Here is a 4,085-nt window from a genome sequence, read left to right on the forward strand (position 1 = left end):
GGGCTTGATTTTTTGCTTACCTTTTTATCAAGAAAAAAGTAAGATAAAAAAGCCTTATAATCAAATAAAAATAATTAAAAATTCCTTAAGTTGACGCCATTGTCTGTTCATAGGACTGGTAAAAAAGACTTTTTGATCCTACTTTTGTCTTTTTGTGCGTGGTCCTGCCACAGTACTTCTAAAAAACTGGCTTGTATGCCGTTTCTTTTTTAGGTATAATCTGCCTCCGTGGGTCAGGGCTTGAATAGCTGTTGGAGTAGTGTCTGAGTGGTTGAAGGTATCCGTCTCGAAAACGGATGTACCCTAAAAAAGGTACCGGGGGTTCGAATCCCTCCTACTCCGCTTTAGCAAAAGATCATTAAAAGACAGCCATTAGCTTGAAGAGATACAAAGACGCCATTGAATCCTATTGTAATAAATAACTTTTTATAAACCCATCAAGATCTCCATCTAAAACATTTTCTACATCTTTTCGTTCATAGCCTGTTCGGTTATCTTTAATAATTTTATAAGGATGCAATACATAGCTCCTGATTTGGGAACCAAATTCAATCTTTTTTTTATTTTGCTCTATTTGCTGCTGTTTTTCCCTTCTCTTGTCTAATTCTTGTTGATAGAGCTTAGATTTAAGCAACTGCAAAGCTTTATCCCTATTTTGTAGTTGAGAGCGTTCTTGTTGACATTCTACTACGGTACCAGAGGGAATATGCTTAACACGAACAGCTGTTTCTACCTTATTGACATTTTGCCCTCCTGCTCCACCAGAGCGAAACGTATCCCAAATAAGGTCGGTAGGGTTGATTTCAATTTTTATAGAATCATCAATAAGAGGGGCTGCATATATAGAGGCAAAGGAGGTGTGTCGTTTACCTGCAGCATCAAAAGGAGAAAGGCGTACGAGTCGATGAATACCTACTTCTGCTTTAATATATCCATAAGCATAAGAACCTATCACTTCTAGGGTAACAGCCTTTACGCCAGCACTATCTCCTGGTTGGTAGTTAACAGTTTTAACTGTATAACCCCGCTTAGTTGCCCACATAGTATACATACGGACCAACATATAGGCCCAATCCTGACTTTCTGTGCCACCCGCACCTGGCTTTATATCTATGATGGCATTTAAATGATCTTCTTGCCCATCCAACATTTTTTTTAACTCAGCTTCCTCTAACAACTTCGTAAGAGCTGATGCTAACAGAGCAAGCTCTTCTTGGGCTACACTATCTTCTCCAAATAAAGTTTCTAATACAAGCAGTTCTTCCCATTGAGCTTGTATGGTATTGAATTGACTAATCGCTTCCTTTAAGATTTTAATTTGTTGGATGGTTTGTTGTGCTTCCGCTGGATTTGACCAAAAAGAAGGGTCTGTAACTTGTGTTTCTAAAAGTGTTAGTTTGGTATTTTTACCAGCATAGTCAAAGACAGTGCTTTAAAGCCTCTATTCTTTCTGCTAGGTAGACGTATTTGGTTTTCATAAAAATGGTACTTTACTATTTAATAAACTAATCTTTTGCAAAAAAAACACGATTTCCTATGGAGTGTTCTATTTCATCAGGAGCAAAGACATGGTGGGTAATCCTTATTGTGTTTTCCGTGAACTTGCTTAATGGATTACTACAGTTTTTAATTTTTTTATGAAAAGTATAAATAGTCTTATAGCTAGTTTCCTTAAAAAAGGAGAGTAGCTTTAAACTTTTAATCAAGCTGTTATCATTATCTTGATAATACAACAACTTTTTGGTGATACCATTTATATCTTCACGGACAAAGAGCTCGTCATCAAGACTAAAATAGGTGATCTTAGGGGGATCTAAGCCTTTGTGAATAATTTTGCTCATAGCTTCATTAAGGGCTTCAATATGGTTAAAGCTAAAGCTTAATTCAACCTTAAGCATTTTTTTATTATGCTTGACGCATACTTGACTGATATCGGATAGTTGTTCTAACCTTTCGCTAGCCTTGTTAAAGGCATGACACGCAATAGCTTGCGTTATATCCTTATAGTCTTTACGTAATTTATGTAAGTACTTAATAAAGGCAATTAAATTCCTTGTCTTTTTTAAATCAACTTGAATGCTAAATTCTCCAGATCCATCTTTATTAAAATGAGCTTTTTCTATAAAATCTACCCCTAAGGCAGAGCTACTGGGAAGAGATTGAAAAAAAAATAGCGATACAAAAACTAAAAACCTAACTTTTTTTGATTGCATCAGCATAAGAATTAGAGAAATAAAATCAAACAAAAATAAATAATCTTATAGTAAGATACTTGGCGCGCGCTAAATAACCAACTTATTATAGTTATAATATTTATATTACACAATAGTTATAATTTACTTTGGCTTATCTAGCATACAAGATCTAAGCATAGATTTTGCGTATCTGTTCCCGACATGGGTAAAAACTGTTTTTCGATTTTAGTTGTAACGTTCACTTTCTGGGCGCAACCTATTTTACAAGGGGCGTTTTTGGGGTGCACTTCTGCCACAGTAGTAAATGGATACAATTTTTCATCTATTTAACAGCTCCTAAGGAGCTTCAAATTTATGAAAAATCCATAAATTTTTCTTTACTTTGGCTTATCTATTTTTGTTGGATTCAGTTAAACTTATCCATTCAGCCCTATGGCACCCATTAAAAAGCAAAAATGACTTTTTGAGCCATTTCGTGAACAGCCAATGGCGTCAACTTAAGATCTATATTTTATTGATTTTTAAAAATAATGGCTTTCACTTAGTCTACTGGTACTTAGTAATTTTAATACCACTTTTTTCTTGACAAGAAATCAAGATAAAAATTTCTCACGGCTTAAATTTACCATTATAAATTAAACATATACATAATATTATAATTATAGTCTAGGTAGCATGATCACGCAAACCCTCCAATCATGAATCGGTTACAAGCAAGGATCTTACAAGCTTTAAGTAGGGTAGAGGATCCTGATTTAAAAAAAGACCTCGTTTCATTGGGTATGATTGAGAATCTTTATATAAATGATGCTACGATTTCTTTTACAATTGTACTGACTACCCCAGCTTGCCCCTTACAAGAAGTGATTAAACAATCATGTATACAAGCGATTCGTCAAGAGGTAACCAATGATTTTGAAATTGTGATTAACCTTATGTCCAAAGTCACTTCAGGACGTCATGCATCTTCTATACTACCTGGCGTGAAAAATATTGTTGCTATTGCTTCTGGAAAAGGTGGTGTTGGCAAATCCACTATTGCTACCCATTTGGCACTAGCGTTATCTAACCATGGTGCAGATGTAGGACTTTTAGATGCTGATATATTTGGGCCATCTATTCCTACTATGTGGGGTTGCCAAACCATAAAACCAACTATAGTAGAACAGGCAGGAAAGCGCCATATTATTCCTATCAAAAAAAATAATGTTAAGCTGCTTTCTATTGGATTTTTATCCAATATGCAAGAAGCCATTGTATGGCGTGGACCTATGGCCAGTGCTGCTTTTAAGCAATTGTTGCAAGATGCAGATTGGGGTTCATTGGATTATTTATTGATTGACCTGCCTCCTGGCACCAGTGATATTCACCTTACCTTGGTACAAACTATTTCGATTACGGGAGCTGTAGTGGTGACTACACCTCAAAAAATCGCACTAATCGATGCACAAAAAGCAATTGCTATGTTTAAAAAAGAACAAATTAAGGTACCCATTTTAGGATTGATAGAAAATATGTCCTACTTCTTAACAGCAAAAAAAGGGGGCATCCAACCCCATTATATCTTTGGAAAAGATGGAGGTAAGCTACTAGCCGAAAAAGCATCTATACCTTTTTTAGGACAAATTCCATTGTTGCCCATGATCTGCCAACAGGGAGATCTAGGTGTTATACCTTCTAACACAATGTTTCCTTTTCATACAATAGCACAAATGCTAGCACAACAAATAGCATGCCAAAATGCGCCTACAGACGAATAATTTTTAAATAAAATTAATATGGATGGACAGGCAATACAATACAACTTTTAGATTGTATCTGTTCATGCAATGGCGTCAGCTTAAGGGATATATTTAATTGATTATTATATATAATAATATATAAAAAAAC

3 protein-coding genes and 1 tRNA gene are annotated in these 4,085 nt (G+C 35.2%); 2 read left to right on the forward strand and 2 right to left on the reverse strand.

Translation table 11 applies throughout. The annotated features are described in order from the left end of the window. Nucleotides 1-253 precede the first annotated feature (253 nt). Nucleotides 254-342 (forward strand) — tRNA-Ser (locus MUW73_RS00390). A gap of 64 nt (nucleotides 343-406) precedes the next feature. Here the strand turns inward: MUW73_RS00390 and prfB are convergent. Both prfB and MUW73_RS00400 read right to left on the reverse strand, forming a co-directional pair. After that, a protein-coding gene (gene prfB / locus MUW73_RS00395) for a peptide chain release factor 2 (protein ID WP_243018072.1) occupies nucleotides 407-1,478 on the reverse strand; the annotation gives its coding sequence in 2 pieces (ribosomal slippage) (nucleotides 407-1,420 and nucleotides 1,422-1,478; 1,071 coding nt in all). Between the two features lie 27 nt (nucleotides 1,479-1,505). Next, a complete protein-coding gene (locus tag MUW73_RS00400; RefSeq protein ID WP_243575137.1) occupies nucleotides 1,506-2,213 on the reverse strand; it encodes a hypothetical protein in 708 nt (235 codons plus the stop codon). Nucleotides 2,214-2,893: 680 nt separating this feature from the next. Here MUW73_RS00400 and MUW73_RS00405 point away from each other — a divergent pair. Next, nucleotides 2,894-3,955, forward strand: coding sequence for an Mrp/NBP35 family ATP-binding protein (locus MUW73_RS00405; RefSeq protein ID WP_243018074.1), 1,062 nt, complete (start codon nucleotides 2,894-2,896; stop codon nucleotides 3,953-3,955). Nucleotides 3,956-4,085 lie beyond the last annotated feature (130 nt).

The organism is Candidatus Cardinium sp. cByotN1 (genome assembly GCF_022810525.1).
In the GTDB taxonomy this organism is placed as follows: Bacteria; Bacteroidota; Bacteroidia; order Cytophagales; family Amoebophilaceae; genus Cardinium.